This window comes from Kitasatospora sp. NPDC088134 (genome assembly GCF_044741705.1).
In the GTDB taxonomy this organism is placed as follows: Bacteria; Actinomycetota; Actinomycetes; order Streptomycetales; family Streptomycetaceae; genus Kitasatospora.
The window spans coordinates 147,564-164,387 of the sequence record NZ_JBIUTD010000014.1 but is presented as its reverse complement, the minus strand read 5'-3'; the positions used below and the strand labels follow the sequence as shown (position 1 = coordinate 164,387).

General features: G+C 74.4%; 19 protein-coding genes. 4 read left to right on the top strand and 15 right to left on the bottom strand.

All coding sequences use genetic code 11. The features are described from left to right. Positions 1-66: 66 nt before the first annotated feature. Together ACIOHG_RS22520 and ACIOHG_RS22515 are read right to left on the bottom strand one after the other, a co-directional pair. Positions 67-1,701 (bottom strand): protein kinase, encoded by a 1,635-nt coding sequence (locus ACIOHG_RS22520; RefSeq protein WP_400953326.1) that lies wholly within the window; start codon positions 1,699-1,701, stop codon positions 67-69. Positions 1,702-1,831: 130 nt separating this feature from the next. Then, on the bottom strand, positions 1,832-2,716 hold the full coding sequence (locus ACIOHG_RS22515; RefSeq protein WP_400953324.1) for a menaquinone biosynthetic enzyme MqnA/MqnD family protein: 885 nt from the start codon (positions 2,714-2,716) through the stop codon (positions 1,832-1,834). Positions 2,717-3,134: 418 nt separating this feature from the next. Between ACIOHG_RS22515 and ACIOHG_RS22510 the strand changes: the two genes are divergently transcribed. Next, positions 3,135-3,338, top strand: coding sequence for a cold-shock protein (locus ACIOHG_RS22510; RefSeq protein WP_003998944.1), 204 nt, complete (start codon positions 3,135-3,137; stop codon positions 3,336-3,338). 156 nt (positions 3,339-3,494) lie between these two features. Here the strand turns inward: ACIOHG_RS22510 and ACIOHG_RS22505 are convergent, their stop codons facing one another. After that, positions 3,495-4,058 (bottom strand): TetR/AcrR family transcriptional regulator, encoded by a 564-nt coding sequence (locus tag ACIOHG_RS22505; protein ID WP_400953322.1) that lies wholly within the window; start codon positions 4,056-4,058, stop codon positions 3,495-3,497. Next, entirely contained in the window at positions 4,055-4,417 is a 363-nt protein-coding gene (locus ACIOHG_RS22500; protein ID WP_400953320.1) for a DUF1304 domain-containing protein, read from the bottom strand. The genes ACIOHG_RS22505 and ACIOHG_RS22500 overlap by 4 nt, the downstream gene beginning before the upstream one ends. Positions 4,418-4,520: 103 nt before the next feature. Between ACIOHG_RS22500 and ACIOHG_RS22495 the strand changes: the two genes are divergently transcribed. Beyond that, a complete protein-coding gene (locus ACIOHG_RS22495; protein WP_400953318.1) occupies positions 4,521-5,072 on the top strand; it encodes a DUF1707 domain-containing protein in 552 nt (183 codons plus the stop codon). A 9-nt stretch (positions 5,073-5,081) separates the two neighbouring features. On the opposite strand, the gene ACIOHG_RS22490 is transcribed toward ACIOHG_RS22495, so the two are convergent. From ACIOHG_RS22490 to ACIOHG_RS22480, 3 genes are all read right to left on the bottom strand, one after another. Further along, positions 5,082-5,645 (bottom strand): Uma2 family endonuclease, encoded by a 564-nt coding sequence (locus tag ACIOHG_RS22490; RefSeq protein ID WP_400953316.1) that lies wholly within the window; start codon positions 5,643-5,645, stop codon positions 5,082-5,084. Positions 5,646-5,765: 120 nt separating this feature from the next. Then, complete coding sequence (locus ACIOHG_RS22485) at positions 5,766-7,097, bottom strand: dicarboxylate/amino acid:cation symporter (RefSeq protein ID WP_400953314.1); 1,332 nt, start codon at positions 7,095-7,097, stop codon at positions 5,766-5,768. Positions 7,098-7,221: 124 nt separating this feature from the next. Then, positions 7,222-7,359: a hypothetical protein gene (locus ACIOHG_RS22480; RefSeq protein WP_400953312.1), complete on the bottom strand. Its 138-nt coding sequence runs from the start codon at positions 7,357-7,359 to the stop codon at positions 7,222-7,224. 163 nt (positions 7,360-7,522) lie between these two features. Between ACIOHG_RS22480 and ACIOHG_RS22475 the strand changes: the two genes are divergently transcribed. Both ACIOHG_RS22475 and ACIOHG_RS22470 read left to right on the top strand, forming a co-directional pair. After that, positions 7,523-8,719 (top strand): MFS transporter, encoded by a 1,197-nt coding sequence (locus tag ACIOHG_RS22475; RefSeq protein WP_400953310.1) that lies wholly within the window; start codon positions 7,523-7,525, stop codon positions 8,717-8,719. An 85-nt stretch (positions 8,720-8,804) separates the two neighbouring features. Further along, positions 8,805-9,239, top strand: coding sequence for a GNAT family N-acetyltransferase (locus ACIOHG_RS22470; RefSeq protein ID WP_400953308.1), 435 nt, complete (start codon positions 8,805-8,807; stop codon positions 9,237-9,239). Positions 9,240-9,286: 47 nt separating this feature from the next. Here ACIOHG_RS22470 and ACIOHG_RS22465 read toward each other — a convergent pair whose 3' ends face one another. The 8 genes from ACIOHG_RS22465 to ACIOHG_RS22430 all read right to left on the bottom strand — a co-directional run bounded on the left by ACIOHG_RS22465 (position 9,287) and on the right by ACIOHG_RS22430 (position 16,679). Beyond that, a complete protein-coding gene (locus tag ACIOHG_RS22465) occupies positions 9,287-10,303 on the bottom strand; it encodes a LacI family DNA-binding transcriptional regulator (protein ID WP_400953306.1) in 1,017 nt (338 codons plus the stop codon). A gap of 4 nt (positions 10,304-10,307) precedes the next feature. After that, entirely contained in the window at positions 10,308-10,637 is a 330-nt protein-coding gene (locus ACIOHG_RS22460; RefSeq protein WP_400953304.1) for a DUF4229 domain-containing protein, read from the bottom strand. 74 nt (positions 10,638-10,711) lie between these two features. Then, positions 10,712-11,239: a GNAT family N-acetyltransferase gene (locus ACIOHG_RS22455; protein WP_400953302.1), complete on the bottom strand. Its 528-nt coding sequence runs from the start codon at positions 11,237-11,239 to the stop codon at positions 10,712-10,714. A gap of 37 nt (positions 11,240-11,276) precedes the next feature. After that, positions 11,277-12,587, bottom strand: a complete 1,311-nt coding sequence (locus ACIOHG_RS22450; protein ID WP_400953300.1) for an MFS transporter — start codon at positions 12,585-12,587, stop codon at positions 11,277-11,279. An 87-nt stretch (positions 12,588-12,674) separates the two neighbouring features. After that, positions 12,675-13,943 (bottom strand): MFS transporter, encoded by a 1,269-nt coding sequence (locus tag ACIOHG_RS22445; RefSeq protein WP_400953299.1) that lies wholly within the window; start codon positions 13,941-13,943, stop codon positions 12,675-12,677. A 384-nt stretch (positions 13,944-14,327) separates the two neighbouring features. Further along, positions 14,328-14,783, bottom strand: a complete 456-nt coding sequence (locus tag ACIOHG_RS22440) for an ATP-binding protein (RefSeq protein ID WP_400953297.1) — start codon at positions 14,781-14,783, stop codon at positions 14,328-14,330. A 399-nt stretch (positions 14,784-15,182) separates the two neighbouring features. Beyond that, positions 15,183-16,055 carry a formyltetrahydrofolate deformylase gene (gene purU / locus ACIOHG_RS22435; RefSeq protein ID WP_400953295.1) on the bottom strand — a complete coding sequence of 291 codons (873 nt, stop codon included), beginning with the start codon at positions 16,053-16,055 and terminating at the stop codon, positions 15,183-15,185. Positions 16,056-16,172: 117 nt separating this feature from the next. Beyond that, entirely contained in the window at positions 16,173-16,679 is a 507-nt protein-coding gene (locus tag ACIOHG_RS22430; RefSeq protein ID WP_400953391.1) for a hypothetical protein, read from the bottom strand. Positions 16,680-16,824: the final 145 nt, after the last annotated feature.

The window sequence follows — 16,824 nt, the reverse complement described above, 5'->3', positions numbered from 1 at the left end:
CCGGCCCAGCCTACGCCAGCGTATTTCCGGCCCGGCCCAGGCCCACGCGGTGCCTACGGCCGGTGCCTACTGCCGGTGCAGGTCGCCCTCCGGGTCGGAGCCGAGCGGGGCCCCGGTGACGGCGAGGTGCAGGCCGCCGTCGGTCAGGGTGTAGGTCTGCTTCTCGGCGGCGCCGGTGCAGCCGGCCTGCGGCCCGTCGGGGCGCTCCTGGAGCTGGACGCGCTCCGGCCCGGCGGACAGCAGGGTGAGGATGCCGTGGCAGACGGTACTGCTGAGCTGGGAGGCGTTGCTGGTGCGGCCGACGTCCTCGCCGACCTTGCCCGCCTTGAGCGCGACGGTGAAGGTGGACGGCAGCGGGACGATCTTGGTAGTGATGGTGCCCTTGAAGGTGCCGACGAACGCTGCGGGCAGCTCCTTGAGCGTGCCCTCCGCGGTGCTCCCGTCCGGGGTCCCGGCGGGGGACGGGGCGGGGCTGTCGGCCGCGCTGTCCTCGGGCGCGGGGCTCCCGGTGTCGGAACTCCCGCCGTCGGCACCGTCGGTGTCGGTGTCGGACGGCGAGGGGGCGACGCCGTCCGACCCGGGGCTGCCGCTCGCCCCGGGCGTCCTGGCGCTCCACGGCAGGTGGCCGGTGGCGGCGAGCCCGCCGTACAGGCCGCCGAGCAGCACGGCGACGGCGGCGGCCACTACCAGGGTCCGCCGCCCGCGCGGGGCGTGACGGCCCGTCACCGCCTCGGGCGCGGAGCCGCTGCCGCCGCGCGGGCCGTCGAGCGCGGTGGCCACCCGGTCGGCGAACACCGGCGGGGCCCCGTCGCCCTCCAGGTCGAGCAGTTCGACGGCGGTGCGGCCGACGGCGGCGGCCAGCGGGGCGGGCAGCCAGCCGTCGGGGCCGGTGGCGGCGCCGGGGGCGAGCCGGTCGCGGAGTTCGGCGGGGGTGGGCCGGTGCGCCGGGTCCTTGGCCAGGCAGGCGGCGACGGCGGCGCGCAACTCGCCGTCCAGGCCGCCGAGGTCGGCCTCCTCGTGCAGCACCCGGTAGAGCAGGACGGCGGCGCTGACGCCCTCGCCGAACGGGGCGGTGCCGGTGGCGGCGAAGGCCAGCAGGGTGCCGAGCGAGAACACGTCGCCGGCCGGGCCGACCGGCGCACCGGCGGCCTGCTCGGGCGACATGAAGCCGGGCGAGCCGACCACGTAGCCGCTGTGGGTGAGGGCCGCGGCGGCGTCCAGCGCCCGGGCCACCCCGAAGTCGATCAGCCGGGGGCCGTCCAGGGTGAGCAGCACGTTGGACGGCTTGACGTCGCGGTGCACCAGGCCGAGCGCGTGCACCTGTTCCAGCGCCTCGGCCAGCCGGGCGCCGAGGGCGTGCACGGAGGCGGTGGGCAGCGGTCCGGCGGTGCGGACGGCCTCGCCGAGCGAGGGCCCGGCGACGAAGCCGGTGGCGACCCAGGGGCGGGGGCCCTCGGTGTCGGCGTCCAGCACGGGCGCGGTCCACCGGCCGCCGACCCGGCGGGCCGCGGACACCTCCTGCCGGAACCTGGCCCGGAACTCGGGGTCGTCCGCCAGTTCGGCGCGCACCACCTTGACGGCGACGGTGCGCCCGCCGGCGGTGCGCCCGAGGTAGACCCGGCCCATGCCGCCGGCGCCGAGCCGCCGCAGCAGCCGGTAGTCGCCGATCGACGCCGGGTCCTCGGCCGTCAGCCGCTCCATGCCCGTCCCCCTCCACTGCCCGTGCGCTGCGGCCACTGCCCGTCCGCTGCGGTCCGATCATCCCAAAGCGGCCGTCGGCCCAGCACCGGATCGGGGGATCGTCCGCCCGGGCCGCCGGGCCGCCGTCCGCTCAGGCCACCGGGGCCATCTCTGCCGGGGCCGCCGCGGGCGCGGGCGCGAGCAGCCGGACCGGCACGTCGGGGGCGAAGCCGCTGTCGTGCGCGATCCGGCGGGCGAACTCGGCGATGCCGGCCAACTGCCGCTCCCCGAGCGAGAAGTCCAGCGCCTCGCCGAAGTACTTGGCCAGCAGCGGGGCGTCGAACGCCTCCCAGCGGGCGGCCTGCTCGGCGACCTTGTCCGCCTCCGCCGAGGAGAGGTCCCGGGACTCCAGGAAGGCCCGGTGCACGGCGGCCGTCAGGTCGGGGTGCCGCTCGGCGTAGTCGCGGCGGGCGGCCCAGACCGCGAAGACGAACGGCAGCCCGGTCCACTCCTTCCACATCGCGCCGAGGTCGTGCACGGCCAGTCCCTGCTGCGGGGCCTGCTCCAGCGAGGCCCGCAGCGCCGGGTCGCCGATCAGCACGGCGGCGTCCGCCTCGGCGAGCATCGCGTCCAGGTCCGGCGGGCAGGAGAAGTACTCGGGGCGGACGCCCTCGCGCTCCTCCAGCAGCAGCCGGGCCAGCCGCACCGAGGTCCGGCTGGTCGACCCGAGCGCGACCCGGCGGCCGTCCAGCTCGGCCAGCGGCACCTTGCTGACGATCACGCAGGACATCACCGGGCCGTCGCTGCCGACCGCGATGTCCGGCAGCACCACCAGGTCCGCCGCGTTGCGCAGGTACTCCACGCAGGTGATCGGGCCGATGTCCAGTTCGCCGGCGACCAGGCGGTCGCTGAGCTTCTCCGGGGTGTCCTTGCTGAGGTCGAGGTCGAGCAGGTTCCCGGTCCGCGCCAGCCCCCAGTAGAGGGGCAGGCAGTTGAGGAACTGAATGTGCCCGACCCGCGGCCTGACCGCGGTCACGGGCTGCGTCCCGGGCGGTGTCGCGGACCGTGTCGCGGGCCGTTCGGAGTCCCGACTGCTCACCGTGTGCTCCCTTGCCGTTGGTGCTCTCCCGGCAGGGTATGCCCGCCGCTCCGGAGGGCTCGCACCCGCCCTCCGACACACCGTCCGACACCCCGGTTCACCCCTGGTCGGGGCAGCCACCGCGTGCTACCGTCTCCCTCAGTTGCAGTTTGATTCCCCTTGCAGTACTTGGAGCCTGCGGAGCATGTAACCGCAGGCTTTTTGTAATTTTTCAGCAGTATCAGGCGTCAATTGAGCATTGATTGAAGCACTGTGCGAAAAAACTCCGGACTCGTCCGGAGGCGGGGCGATCAGCGCAGCGGACCCGGGCGCCACAAGGTGTGGTGTCCACAACGTCCCTCGCAAGGAGAACGGTATGGCGACCGGAACCGTCAAGTGGTTCAACGCCGAGAAGGGCTTCGGCTTCATCGCCCAGGAGGGCGGCGGCCCCGACGTCTTCGTCCACTACTCCGCCATCAACGCGAGCGGCTTCCGCTCGCTGGAGGAGAACCAGGCGGTCAGCTTCGACGTCACTCAGGGCCCGAAGGGCCCGCAGGCGGAGAACGTCACCCCCGTCTGAGAAACACCTCCTCACTGATCGCTCACGGCCCCTCGGGTCCGTACGAGTAGCAGTTCCAAGGGGGCTCGCCACCGGGCGGGCCCCCTGCCTTTTTGCCCCGCCCCGCCCGTTTGCCCCGCCCCGCCCGGCCCCGGAACCCCCGCCCCGTCCGCGGGCTCAGGCCAGCGGGGTGCGGTGCAGGCCGATCAGCAGGCGCCAGACCCGGGAGGCGACCGCGGCCGGGGGTTCGTCGACCAGGCCGTGCAGCCAGTCGGCCAGGACGCCGGTGAAGGTGCCGGCGACCGCCGAGGCGATCAGGGGGGCGTCCGGGGCGCCCGCCAACTCGCGCTCCCGGCGGCTGCGTTCGCGCAGCTCGCGGTGGAGCACCGGGCCGAGCGGACCGCCGCCGCCCGGGGCCAGCAGCTCCCGGTAGAGGCCGGCGTGCCCGCCGACCCGGTCGAAGAACTCCAGCAGGTCCGCGGGCGGGGCGGCCGGGTCCGCGACACCGCGCCAGGCGTGCAGCGCCTCGACCGCCTCCCGGACCACCTCGGCGCAGGCGTCCACGGCCAGCGCCGCCAGGTCGGGGTAGTGCAGGTAGCAGGTGGCCCGGCCGACCCCGGCCCGGCGGGCGACCGCCGCCACCGTCAGCCCGGCCAGCGGGCGGTCGGCGCACTCCGCGAGCAGCGCGGCCCGCAGCTTCGCCCTGGTCCGCTCGGCCCGCGGGTCGCCGGCCGCGCTCACCCGGCCGCCAGCACGGCGGCCAGCGCGACCGCGCCGGGGAGGGCCTGGGCGACCAGGATGCGGCGGTTCGCCGTCAGCCCGCCGTAGAGGCCCGCGACCAGCACGCAGGACAGGAAGAACACCCGCACCCCGAACGCCGTCAGGTCCCCCGCCAGCAGGCCCCAGAGCAGACCGGCCGCCAGGAAGCCGTTGTACAGGCCCTGGTTGGCCGCCAACGGGGCTGTCCGCCGGGCGAGTTCGGCGTCGAACCCGGACAGCTTCCGCCCCGGTGCGCGCTCCCAGAGGAACATCTCCAGCACCAGGATGTACCCGTGCAACAGGGCCACCAGGCCGACCAGCACCGCCGCCGCGAGCTCCATGTCGCCGCCTCCTCTTCTGGACAGGTGTCCAGCATAGCTGGACACACGTCCAGATTCTCCCCGGAGCTCCCACCCGCCCCCGGCCCCCGCCTACGCTGCACGGGTGACCTCACTCCCGGAGAGCCCGCGGACCCGGATCGGCGCGGCCGAGCGCGACGCGGCCGCCGAACGGCTCCAGCAGGCGTACAGCGAGGAACGGATCACCCGGGACGAGTGGGAGCAGCGCATCCACCAGGCGCTCACTGCGGCGACCCGGGCCGACCTCGACGCCGTCCTGCACGACCTCCCGGCCCCGGCCCCGGTCGCCGCCCCGACCACCCTCACCGCCGTCGCCGGCCGGATCGACCGCCGCGGCGCCTGGCGCGTCCCGCGCACCCTGACGGTCGTCTCCCCCTTCGCCAAGGTCCGCCTCGACCTGGGCCGCGCGATCATCGACCACCCCGTGGTCGACATCGAACTCCGCCTGGAGTTCGGCCGCGCCACCATCACCGTCCCGCACCACGCCACCGTCGACCTCGACGGCCTCACCCCGGGCTGGAAGGGCCTCCGCTACCGAGCCCCCCGCCACCCCTCCCCCACCCCGGGCCCCACCATCCGCCTCACCGGCACCACCGGCTTCGGCCGCCTCCGCATCCGCCACGCCAAGCCCCGCTGACCCACCCGCTCAGAACCCGGACGTGTCCACCCGCAGCCCGAACGGCTCCGGCAGCTCGATCGGCTCCCCGAACGGCAGCGGCCCGACCGCCCTGGTGTACCCGAGCGCCCCCGGCTCGGAGAACAGCGTGCAGGCCCGGTCCTGCCGGTCGATCAGTAGGTACAGCGGCGCCCCGTACTCGGCGTACCGCCGCCGCTTCACCACCCGGTCGGTGTCCGCGTTCGAATCGGACGTCACCTCGACCACCAGCAGCGTCTGGTCGGGCAGCAGCGCGGCACCACCTTTGGAGAGTGCCCGGGGGACAACCGCGATATCGGGGATGTACCAGTTGCTCGATCCTGGCAAGTCGAGATCGCCTGCGCCCATCACGCAGCCCATCTCCCGGACCTTGCCGAACAGTTGGTAACGGATGTCATCCGCCATCGTCTCGTGGTCCCACCCCGGCGACATCGGCTCGATGACTCCTTCCACGATCTGGACGCGATCACCGGCATGGTGCTGGATCGCGTACTTCAATGCCTGCTCCGGGTCGACCGAGCTGTACGGACGTTCACCGCCGGGCAGTGCACTCATCGGCCCCTCCTTCAGTCGCCCCCACGCTACCGACCGCGCCGCACCCTCCCAAGGAAACTCACTCCAACGTGCGAAGGCCCGCACCCCCTCGGTGGGGTGCGGGCCTTCGGGATGTCTCGGTCAGGCGGCGACGGGTTCGGTCGTGGCCTGGGCCGGGACGGCCGGGCGGTCCTCGGCGAGGAGGTCGCCGGTGGGGTTGTTGTAGGCGGTGAGGTCGAGGGTCTTCTCGCGGGCGGCGACCAGGATCGGGACGACCGCCTGCCCCGCCACGTTGGTCGCGGTGCGCATCATGTCGAGGATCGGGTCGATGGCGAGCAGCAGCCCGACGCCCTCCAGCGGGAGGCCGAGGGTGGAGAGGGTCAGGGTGAGCATCACGATCGCGCCGGTGAGGCCGGCCGTGGCCGCGGAGCCGATCACCGAGACGAAGGCGATCAGCAGGTAGTCCTGGACGCCGAGGTCGATGCCGTACACCTGGGCCACGAAGATCGCGGCCAGCGACGGGTAGATCGCGGCGCAGCCGTCCATCTTGGTGGTGGCGCCGAACGGCACCGCGAAGGACGCGTACTCGGACGGCACGCCGAGCCGCTCGGTGACCCGGCGGGTGACCGGCAGGGTGCCGACCGAGGAGCGGGAGACGAAGGCCAGCTGGATCGCGGGCCAGGCGCCCTTGAAGAAGTTCAGCGGGTTGAGGCCGGCCACGAAGCGCAGCAGCAGCGAGTAGACGCCGAACAGGACGATCGCGCAGCCGACGTAGACGTCGATGGTCAGCGTGGAGAAGGGCTTGAGCAGGTCCCAGCCGTAGACGGCGACGGACTTGCCGATCAGGCCGAGGGTGCCGAGCGGGGCGAGCCGGATCACCCACCACAGGGCGGTCTGGACCAGTTCGAGGACGGCCTCGGAGAGCTTGCGGACCGGGTCGGCCTTCGCGCCCAGCTTGAGGACGGCCGCGCCGACGACCACGCCGAGGAAGACGATCTGGAGGACGTTCACCTTCAGGAAGGCGTCGGCGATGTTGGTGGGGATGATGCCGGTCAGGAAGTCGATCCAGGTGCCGCCCTTCTCCACGCCCTTGAGGCCCTTGGTGGAGAGGTTGGCGCCCTTGCCGGGGTCGGTGAGCAGACCGAGGCCGAGACCGACGGCGACCGCGATCAGCGAGGTGGCGAGGAACCAGAACAGCGTGCGGGTGGCCAGCCGGGCGGCGTTGGTGACGTTGCGCAGGTTGGCGACCGAGACCACGATCGCGGTGAAGACCAGCGGCGGGACGGCCAGCTTGAGCAACTGGACGAAGGTCTTGCCGATGGTGTCGAGGGTGGTGGTCAGCCAGGACACGTCGTTGGACCGGGCGATCCAGCCGAGCAGCAGGCCGAGGACGAGGCCGCCGACGATCTGGACCCAGAACGGGGTGCGGCGGAGGCGTCCCAGCAGGGTCGCGGGCGCGGGCGCGGTGGACATGGGCGTACGGACTCCGGGGGTGCGGGGCGGAAGAGCGGGGCGGGGCGGAGGCGGCGGCACGGCGGGGACGCGGGGCCGGGCGGGGAGACCCGGGCGGGACCGACAGCGGGGAGGCGTCGGGGCGTCAGGAGCGGCGTGCCGCCCGCATACAGCCGCCGGAGCGACAGCGGCGCGGGCCGTCCACGGCACCGGACAGCCGCGGGCGGCACGGCGCGGGCGGGGTGCCCGGGCCGGTGCGGTGCGCGGCGTCTGCGGTGGTCATGACCGGCAGACTAGCAACAAACCTTTGAGATGTTCAAAGTACTTATTTGAGATCGTTTCCGAACGATCCCTTCCTGACGAGGCGTCAGCTCTGACCTGCCAACTTTGACGCTCGTCAGTTATACGTATAACTTAAAGCGACACCCGCCGCTGGAAGGACGCCCATGGGCTACGCCGCACTGCTCCGAGCCCCGCACGTCACCCGGCTGCTGGTCGGCACCCTGCTCGGCCGGCTCCCGGCCGGGATGACCGCCCTGGTGATCGCCCTCGCCCTGCGCGCGGCCGACACCCCCTACAGCCGGATCGGCCTGGCCACCGCCGCGTACGCGATCGCCGCCGCGATCGGCGGGCCGGTGCTCGGCCGGATCGTCGACCTGACCGGCCAGCCCCGGGTGCTGCTCGCCTCCGCCGTCGCGGCCGGCGGCGGCTACGCGCTGCTCGCCCTCGCCCCGGGCTCCCCGGTCGCCGCCCCGCTCGGCGCCGCGATCGCCGGGCTCTGCATGCCCCCGCTCGAACCCTGCCTGCGCTCGCTCTGGCCCGACGTGGTGGACGAGGAGCAGCTCGACACCGCGTACGCCTTCGACTCCGCCTCCCAGCAGGTGCTGTACGTGGCCGGGCCGCTCGCGGTGGCCGGGATCGCCGCCGCCCTGTCGCCGACCGCGGCCCTGTGGACGGCCGCCGTCCTCGGCCTGCTCGGCGCGCTGGTGGTCGCCACCTCCGCCCCCGCCCGGCAGTGGCGGGCGCCCGCCCGGGCGGCCTCCGCCGGGCTGCTCGGGCCGCTCCGCTCCCCCGGCCTGGTCCTGCTGCTGCTCGGCCTGGCCGGGGCCGGCTGGGCGGTCGGCGCGCAGAACGTGCTCTTCATCGCCTACGCCGAGCAGCACCCCGACGGCCTCCCCGGCGGGGCCGGCTCCCTGCTGGCGCTGGCCGCGCTGGCCGGCCTGCTCGGCGCGCTGGCCTACGGCGCCGCCGCCTGGAAGGCCGACACCGCGACCCGCACCTGGGTGCTCGCCCTCGGCATGGCCGCCGGCTACCTGCCGCTGCTGCTCCTGCCCGGCCCGCTCCCGATGGCCGCGCTGGCCTTCGTCTCCGGCCTCGGCCTCGCCCCGCTGCTCGCCGCCGCCTTCGTGCTGGTCGCCGAGCTCGCCCCCACCGGCACCGTCACCGAGGCGTTCGCCTGGCTGGTCACCCTGTTCGCCACCGGCAACGCGGCCGGCTACGCGGTCTCCGGCGCCCTGGTGGCCGGCTCGCTGCAGGCCGTCGCGCTCTGCGCCACCGCGGGCATCGCCCTCGGCGGCCTGCTGCTGCTGGCCGGCCGGGCCCGCCTGCGCCCGCTGCCGGCCCCGGTCCCGGCCCTGGCCTGACGCCCCGTCACCGGACTCCCGCCGGGCCGTCGGGGACCCGCAATCCGCTCGCCCGCACCGGCCCCGGGCTGCTTGGATGCGCCGCATGACGAACTACGCGCTGCCCGCGGGCTACGCCCTCTCCACCGACCCGTCCCGGCTCGACCGGGAGGCCGTGCACCGCTGGCTCTCCGAGGAGTCGTACTGGGCGCTCGGGCGACCGCGCGCCAAGCAGGACACCGCGATCGACGCCTCACTCAACTTCGGCCTGTACGAGGAGGGTTCGGGCGCGCAGGTGGGCTACGCCCGGGTGGTGACGGACCGGGCCACCTTCGCCTGGCTGTGCGACGTGTTCATCGCCGAGCCGGCCCGCGGCCGCGGCCTGGGCACCGCGCTCACCGCCGCCGTCCGGGACGAGCTGGCCGGGCTGGGCCTGCGCCGCGTGCTGCTGGCGACCCGGGACGCGCACGAGGTGTACGCCAAGGTCGGTTTCGCGCCGATGGCACTGCCGGAGAAGTGGATGATCCTCGGCGAGCAGTGAGCGGGTGAGCGAGCGAGCGAGTGAGCGGGCGGGCGGACGGGCCCGGTTCAGGCCGTCGCGGCCGCCGTCGAGCCCCGCACCACCAGGCTGGTCGCCAACGGGGCGGCGGGCGGCGGGAGTTCGCCGTTCAGCAGGGCGACCAGGGTGGCCAGCCCGGTCCGGCCGAGCCGCTCGCCGGGCAGGTCGACGGTGGTGAGCGGCGGGCTGAGCAGCTCCGCCACCGGGATGTTGTCCATGCCGACCACCGAGAGGTCCGCCGGTATCCGCAGGCCCGCCTCGTCCGCCGCCCGGTACAGGCCGGACGCCACCACGTCGTCGTCGCAGACCACGGCCCGCGGCCGGTCCGGTCCGGCCAGCAGCTCGCGGGCCGCCTCGGTGGCCGCCCGGCTGCCCTCGTTCAGGCTGACCGCCCGCTCCCGCACCTCCAGGTGCGCGGACGCGGCGGCGAACGCCGCCTGCCGGACCCGGAAGGTGTACGCGGAGTGCACCGAGCGCAGGTAGCCGATCCGCCGGTGGCCGAGCCCGGCCAGGTGGTCGACGGCGGCCCGCATGCCCGTGGCCAGGTCGAGCTCGACGGTGGGGCGGCCGGGGTTGGCCGCAGGGTCGGCGTCCAGGAACACCGCGGCGGTGTCGGCGGGCAGTTCGCCCAGCTGGCGGTCGTCGGGCGAGCAGACCAGCAGGCCGTCGAAGCGCCCGGCGGCGGCCGCCTCGGCGAGCGTCGCCGCGTCCCAGCCGCTGCTGGCCACCACCGACAGGCCGTGCCGGGCGGCCTCCGCGTGGACGCCGGTCAGCACCCGGCCGAAGAACGGGCCGAGCAGGTTGGGAACGGCCAGCAGCACCATGCCGCTGCGGCCGAGCCGCAGCTGCCGGCCGGCCGCCTGCGGGCGGTAGCCGAGCGCCTCGGCGGCGGTGCGGATGCGCTCCCGGGTGGCCGCCGAGACCCGGTGCCCGGAGCTGCCGGAGAACGCCAGCGAGACGGTGGCCTGCGACACCCCCGCCAGTCGGGCCACGTCCCGCCCGGTCGGCCGCCGCCGCGCGCCCTCGCCGGACGGGCTGTCCGACACGCCGTCAGCCGGCCTGCGCCTGCCGGGCCGCCGCGGCCCGGGCCGCGTCGTCGGCCGCGTCCTCGGCCGAGTCGCGGGCGGCGGAGCGCTCCTTGCGGTGCTCGACCCGGGCGGCGATCTGCGCGGACATCTCGTCGCGCTGCTTGCTCAGCACCACGTAGCTGATCGCCGAGGAGGCCACCATGGCGAGCACGAACAGGATCAGCAGGCCCAGCGAACCGACCACCGGGATCACCCCGAAGTGCCCGAGCAGCAGCGCGACCAGCAGGCAGGCCAGGAAGATGCTGGCCCGCAGCGAGGTGTAGCGGAGCGTGGCGTTGTTCTTGCTGCTCACCGGGGTTCGTCCTTCACTGCCGGGTCGCGCCGCAGGGCGCGTGGGGGGAATGGCCCTCCCAGTGAAGCACGACCTCACACCGCCGGGGTGCGCAGGTCGAGCCACATCGTCACGTCGTCGCGCTCGTCCCCCGGGGCGACCCGGATCGCCCCCGGCACCCGGCCCACCTCGACCCAGCCGCCGCGCCCGTAGAAGCGCTCCAGGCCGTGGCCGCCGCGCAGGGTGAGCCGCAGCCCGGACAGGCCCCAGCCGCGGGCCAGCCGCTCGGCCTCGGCGAGGAGTTCGGCCCCGTAGCCGCGGCCCTGGAGGTCGGGATGCACCATGACCCGCTTGAGCAGCCGCCAGTGGTCCATCAGCCCGAACCGCGGGTCCTCGAAGAACAGCACCGCGGCGACCCGGCCGCCCGGCTCGTGGCCGACCAGCAGCCGGTCCGGGCCGAGCGCCGCGAACTGCCGCTCGGCGACCGGCGCGACCTCCGCCTCCGTCACCGGGGGCACGAACCCGACCGCGCCCCCGGCGTTCGACACGTCCGTCCACAGCCGGGTGATCTCCGCCCGGAGCGCGGGCGACGGGTCGGTCTCCAGCACGAAACGCAAGCTCATGGGCCCAGCCTAGAAGCCGCCGCCGACCCTCCCCGGTTCAGGCCGCGGCGGCGGTCGGCTCGGGAACCCGGCGCACCGCCACGCAGCAGACCACCGCGACGGCGCACAGCCCGCCGGCCGCGTACCAGGTGGCGTCGTAGTCGCCGAACCGGTCCCGGGCCAGGCCGGCCAGCCCGGCCACCAGGGCGGCGCCGACCTGGTGCGCGGCCAGCACCCAGCCGAACACGATCGGGGCGTCCGGGCCGAAGTGCCGGCGGCAGAGCGCGACGGTGGGCGGGACGGTGGCGACCCAGTCCAGGCCGTAGAAGATCACGAAGGCCAGGATCGGCGGCCGCAGGCTGTCGCCGAACAGCGCGGGCAGGAAGAGCAGCGAGAGGCCGCGCAGCGCGTAGTAGGCGATCAGCAGCCGGGCGGGGGCGAAGCGGTCGGTGAACCAACCGGAGGCGATGGTGCCGGCGATGTCGAAGACGCCGATCAGGGCGAGCAGCGAGGCGCTGGTGGTCTCGGACATGCCGTGGTCGTGGGCGGCCTGGACGAAGTGGGTGCCGACCAGGCCGACGGTGGTGGCGCCGCAGATCGCGAAGGAGGCGGCGAGCAGCCAGAACGCCCTGGTCCGGGCGGCCTCCCGGAGCACCCGCAGCGAGCGGGCGACGGCGGAGCCGTCGGTGCGCGGCGGCGCGGGCGCCTCGGTGGCGCCGTAGGGCAGCAGGCCGAGGTCGGCAGGGCGTTCGCGCATCAGGACCAGGACCGGGACGGCGACGGCGGTGGCGCAGAGCGAGACCACCACCACGGCGGTGCGCCAGCCCTGCTGCTCGACCAGGGCGGCGAGCAGCGGCAGGAAGACCAGGTTGCCGGCCGCGCCGGCGGCGGTGAGCACGCCGGTGACCAGGCCCTGCCGGGCCTCGAACCAGCGGCCGGAGATGGTGGTGGCGAAGGCGCCGGCCATCGAGCCGCTGCCGAGGCCGACCAGCACGCCCCAGCACAGCACGAGCTGCCAGGGCGCGGTCATCAGGACGGTGAGGCCGGCGCCGGTGGAGATGGTGAGCAGCGCGCAGACCACGACCGGCCGGACGCCGAAGCGGTCCATCAGGGCGGCGGCGAAGGGCGCGGTGAGGCCGTAGAGGGCGAGGTTGACCGAGACGGCGCTGGAGATGGTGGCGCGCGACCAGCCGAACTCGTTGTGCAGGGCGTCCATCATCAGGCTCGGCGTGGAGCGGAACCCGGCCGAGCCGACCAGGACGACCAGCGAGACGGCGACGACGATCCAGCCGTAGTGCAGGCGGGGGGCGCGGGTCTGCGGCGGGGCCGGGTCGGCGGCGGGGGCGGCGGGGAGTTCCAGTTCCTTCACCCGCCGGAGTCTGCCGCTCCCGGCCCCGTCCGCGCGACGGGTCCGACTGCCATGTATCCCCGAGATCCGGACAGCGGGGCGGGGAGGTCAGTGCCCGCCGGCCACCGGTCCGGCGGCGGGGACCCGGCGCAGTTCGCGGATCGGCCGGGCGAGCAGCAGGGTGGCGGCGGTGGCCAGGGTGACCGCGCCGCCGATCAGGTAGACCCGGGTGGTGCCGAGGGCGTCGACGGCCGGTCCGGCCAGCGCCGAGCCGAGCGGGAACATGCAGACCGAGCCCGCGACCTCGTACGCGTGGATGCGGTTCAGCACCTCGCCGGGGACCTGGGTCTGCACGCTGGTGGCCCACATCACGCCCCAGAAGCTGATGCCGATGCCGGAGACCAGCTGGGCGGTGCCGAGCAGCGGCCAGGGCGGGGCGGCGGCGAAGGCGAACTGCTGGACGGCGAAGGCGAACAGGGCGACGGCACCGGCGGCCAGCGGGCGCTGCGGCTTGACCCGGATCGCCAGCAGGCCGCCGACCACGGTGCCGGCCCCGAACATGCCGTTGATCAGGCCGTAGACGGTGCCGCCGTCGCGCGCGATGACCTGGCCGGCCACCACGGGGCCGAACGGTCCCCAGGAGAGCACGGTGAAGACCATCCAGACCAGGATGACGCCCCACATCCAGCTGCGGGACCAGAACTCGTGCCAGCCGACCACCAGGTTGCGCCACAGGCTGTCGCCGGGCGGCGGGGCGGGGACGGGGCCGAGCCGCAGGGCGAGCAGGCAGCAGGCGCTGATCGCGTACATCGTGGCGGCGATCACCATCACCCAGCCGGTGGAGACGGCGGCGAGCAGGCCGGCCAGCGGCGGGCCGACCAGGGTGGTGAGGGCCTCGGAGATCCGCAGCACGCCGTTGGCGCCCTGCACGTCGGTGGAGACCAGCGGGACGGTGGAGGCGGCGCCGGGCTGGAACATCGCGGCGGCGGTGCCGGCCAGCGCGAGCAGCAGGTAGAGCTGCCAGAGCTGGTCGACGCCGCGGAAGAACAGCAGCGCGAGCAGCACCCGGGTGGTGAGGTTGAGCAGGTCGGCGAAGATCATCAGCCGCCGGGCGGTGAACCGGTCGGCGAGCACGCCGCCGAACAGCACCAGTCCGGCGAACGGGCCGAGCAGGAAGGCCATCGCGTAGCCGACCGTGGCGGTGGAGTGGTGGGCGGCGATCAGGCCGGCCGAGACGGCGACCGGGAGCATGGCGTCGCTCAGCAGGCCGGCCGAGCGGGCGGTGAAGTACAGGCGGAAGTTGCCCGACCAGATGGCGGGCCGGTGCGGTGCGACGACCTGCGCGGTGGGGGCGGAGTGCAGTTCGGGTGCGGTCACGGCACTCAGTTTTGGTGTAGACCACTGCTGGTTTCCAGTGGTTTTGGGTCACGATGCGGCGTCCGCCCGCCCCCGGCCCGACGCCGACCCGCCGCGCGCACCCCGAGCACGGCACGGCGGGCCGCCGTCCTTGGTCGGCGTCCGGGCCCTGAAGCCGTGACGCCCGGGCGCTCCGATTTCGCCGAGGTTCCGGGCGGAGTCGGCCAACGACCCCCTGAGTGTCGGCACCGCCCGGTCTCCCTCGGCGTCCCCTCGCAACGGGGCGCCGCACCCAAGAGTGATCAGTCGGATACGTCACGTCAATGGGTTGTCCGAAATTCAGACGGATCATCCGGGGTGCGGACCGCGCACGACCGGCGTGCACCGACCTGCCCGGACGGGGGCTCAGCCCACCGAGGCGACCGGCTGCGCGGCCCGCTCGCAGACCCCGAGCGCCGGGCCGACCTCGCACCAGACCCGCTTGCCGGAGTTCTCCGGGTACCAGCCCCAGCGCTCGCAGAGCAGCTCGACCAGCTCCAGGCCGCGGCCGTTGGTGGCGTCCTCGTCGGCCCCGGCGTGCCGGGGCGCCGGGGCGGCGCAGCTGGCGTCGGCGACCTCCACCCGGACCGGGGCCGGGGCGGCGGCCGGGTCGAGCGGCAGCAGCAGCCGGAGCACCGCCGGGCACCCGGTGTGCACGACCGCGTTGGTGACCAGCTCGGAGACCACCAGCACCAGGGTCTCGGCGACCGGGGAGTCCGGGTCGATCCCGCCGGCCCGCAGCCGCGCCCGGACCCACCGCCTGGCCCGCGAGACCTCGGCCGGGTCCGCCTGGACCGCCAGCTGTACCTGAAGTACCTGCACCGTTCCACCACCCGCACTCGGTATTCGGCCCGTTTGATCCCGCCGGTCCGGTCGGCCGCGTCCACCGCGGAGGTCGCCGAACCCGAACTGCCCATGGCATCGACACGAACACGCCCCAGAATGATTCCGCGACCGGGTCGCAGCAAGAGCTTCGGGCATATTCCAGCGTTCGGGGGACGCCGCGGTGCATACTGTCCCGCTCACCCTGCCGGGGTTCGCACGACCGGTCGGCGGCACCGCCCTCACGGGGTACCCCCGACCGTACCGCCGCGGGCCGCCGGGCACCGGCGCGCCACGGGCGAACCACCCTTGCGACAAATGTCCAGCGGGGCTCGAACGGCGGCCGCCGTCAAGGGCGCTGACGGTGTGCGGGGAGCCGACGGGGCGTCAGGCGGGGCGTCAGGCGAAGACCACCGTCCGGGAGCCGTTCAGCAGCACCCGGTGCTCGCTGTGCCACTTCACCGCGCGGGCCAGCGCCTGGCACTCGACGTCCCGGCCGAGCGCGACCAGCTGCTCGGGGGTGACGTCGTGGGTGACCCGGGCGACCTCCTGCTCGATGATCGGGCCCTCGTCCAGGTCGGCGGTGACGTAGTGCGCGGTCGCGCCGATCAGCTTCACACCCCGGGCGTGCGCCTGGTGGTAGGGCTTGGCGCCCTTGAAGCTCGGCAGGAAGGAGTGGTGGATGTTGATGACCCGGCCGGACAGCGCCTTGCACAGGTCGTCGGAGAGCACCTGCATGTAGCGGGCCAGCACCACCAGGTCGACCCGCTCCTCGGCGACCAGGTCGAGCAGCCTCCGCTCGGCGGCCTCCTTGGTGTGCTCGGTGTCCTTGGTCACCGGGATGTGGTGGAACGGGATGCCGTAGGACTCGGTCAGCTCGCGGAAGTCGGTGTGGTTGGAGACCACCCCGGCGATCTCCACCGGCAGCGCCCCGATCCGGGTCCGGAACAGCAGGTCGTTCAGGCAGTGCCCGAACTTCGAGACCATCAGCACCACCCGCATCCGCTCCGCGGACTCGTGGATCTGCCAGTCCATCCGGAACGAGGCGCCGATCGCCGCGAAGCTGGCCCGCAGCCGCTCCGCCGTCACCGGCTCCTCGGCGGAGAAGTGCACCCGCATGAAGAACAGACCGGTCCCGGCGTCGCCGAACTGCTGGCTGTCGATGATGTTGCACCCGGTCATGAACAGGTAGCTGGAGACCGCGTGGACGATGCCCTGCTTGTCCGGGCAGGACAGCGTGAGGACGTACTGGGAGCGGGCGGTCTCTTCCATGTGCGCGGGGCCCCGTTTCTCGGCTCTGGTGCGGACGACAGGGGCCCACCCTGGCACAGATCGGGCGGCGGCGGGGCGGGCGACCGGTTCCCGAGACCGGCCGCCCGGCCGCACCGGTCAGTGGTGCGCGGTCAGTTCCCGCAACTCGTCCAGCGGGCGCGGCGGGAGGTCGGGATCGTCGCCGTCGTTGACGGCCAGCCGGTGGTGCGCCTCGCGGGCCGCCTGCACGGCCTCCGGCCAGTCCGGGTGGCCCAGGTACACCGCGGCCGGGGCGTCGCCGCCGACCTGGTGCAGGATGCGCAGCACCCGGAGCACGGCCGCGTCCACCGCGACCGCCTCCGCGGAGTCCCGGAAGATCGAACCGACGTACTTCTCCGCCGACCAGCGGTCCAGCCAGGTGTCCTCCACCAGCCGGTACACCGCGTCGGTGAGGTCTCCGTAGCCGTCCTGGCCGTCCAGCCAGGCCGCCTGCTGGAAGACGGGGTCGGAGAACATGTGCAGCGCCGAGCGGATCCGGGCCCGCCAGCGCCACCAGGGCAGATCAGTCAGGGGCATGCCGCCCATCGTGCTGGAGCGGCCACCCGTTCGAGAAGTGTTTCGGGCAGACCGGTGCGGAGAATCCATGCTGTCGGACACGGGGACCGATCGTACGTTCCCGGGCCGACTCCGCTCCACCCGCGCCTCTACACGCGTCACGCCCCGTGCGCACACCGTGTTCGCGCCTCGTTGGCGATCCGTTCAGACAGCGTCCCTCTCGGCGTGCGAAGCC

What these genes read in the sequence shown, in the direction of transcription:
- ACIOHG_RS22520 (WP_400953326.1), bottom strand. Translation starts at nt 1,701, where the DNA reads ATGGAGCGGCTGACGGCCGAGGACCCGGCGTCGATCGGCGACTACCGG.
- ACIOHG_RS22430 (WP_400953391.1), bottom strand. Translation starts at nt 16,679, where the DNA reads ATGGATTCTCCGCACCGGTCTGCCCGAAACACTTCTCGAACGGGTGGC.
- ACIOHG_RS22510 (WP_003998944.1), top strand. Translation starts at nt 3,135, where the DNA reads ATGGCGACCGGAACCGTCAAGTGGTTCAACGCCGAGAAGGGCTTCGGC.
- ACIOHG_RS22500 (WP_400953320.1), bottom strand. Translation starts at nt 4,417, where the DNA reads ATGGAGCTCGCGGCGGCGGTGCTGGTCGGCCTGGTGGCCCTGTTGCAC.
- purU (WP_400953295.1), bottom strand. Translation starts at nt 16,055, where the DNA reads ATGGAAGAGACCGCCCGCTCCCAGTACGTCCTCACGCTGTCCTGCCCG.
- ACIOHG_RS22485 (WP_400953314.1), bottom strand. Translation starts at nt 7,097, where the DNA reads ATGTCCACCGCGCCCGCGCCCGCGACCCTGCTGGGACGCCTCCGCCGC.
- ACIOHG_RS22475 (WP_400953310.1), top strand. Translation starts at nt 7,523, where the DNA reads ATGGGCTACGCCGCACTGCTCCGAGCCCCGCACGTCACCCGGCTGCTG.
- ACIOHG_RS22470 (WP_400953308.1), top strand. Translation starts at nt 8,805, where the DNA reads ATGACGAACTACGCGCTGCCCGCGGGCTACGCCCTCTCCACCGACCCG.
- ACIOHG_RS22480 (WP_400953312.1), bottom strand. Translation starts at nt 7,359, where the DNA reads ATGACCACCGCAGACGCCGCGCACCGCACCGGCCCGGGCACCCCGCCC.
- ACIOHG_RS22455 (WP_400953302.1), bottom strand. Translation starts at nt 11,239, where the DNA reads ATGAGCTTGCGTTTCGTGCTGGAGACCGACCCGTCGCCCGCGCTCCGG.
- ACIOHG_RS22490 (WP_400953316.1), bottom strand. Translation starts at nt 5,645, where the DNA reads ATGAGTGCACTGCCCGGCGGTGAACGTCCGTACAGCTCGGTCGACCCG.